The 250-nt window shown below is 53.2% G+C and carries 1 protein-coding gene; it reads right to left on the bottom strand.

Features of this window, described 5'->3' with window-relative positions; genetic code table 11:
• On the bottom strand, nt 1–250 hold a 250-nt coding region (locus tag QN347_RS20480; RefSeq protein ID WP_323494499.1), incomplete at both ends, for a hypothetical protein.

Raw genomic sequence — 250 nt, 5'->3', positions numbered from 1 at the left:
CTACTAGCACAAGGCAGCCAGGCAGCAATCGCCTCCGCCTCGGGAACAACGACAGGCCATGCTTGTACCTGATTGGTCAATCGCTCTAATAAGGCATGTAGTGCAATGCCCTCCAGCTGCGCGTCACTTGGGACTGGTTCACTCTCGGCTTGGGGCAAAGTCAGATTGGGCGGATTAAATACTTGCAAACTAAATTCGCCTTGCGATTGCTGCACTAATGCAGCGTTGACCGGCACATTCACTTGGCCTA

It is taken from the genome of Sphingomonas sp. 10B4, from assembly GCF_035019905.1.
GTDB classification, from domain to species: Bacteria; Pseudomonadota; Alphaproteobacteria; order Sphingomonadales; family Sphingomonadaceae; genus Sphingomonas; species Sphingomonas glacialis.
The sequence above is the reverse complement of the archived record's forward strand: the minus strand, read 5'-3'. Positions and strand labels throughout refer to the sequence as shown.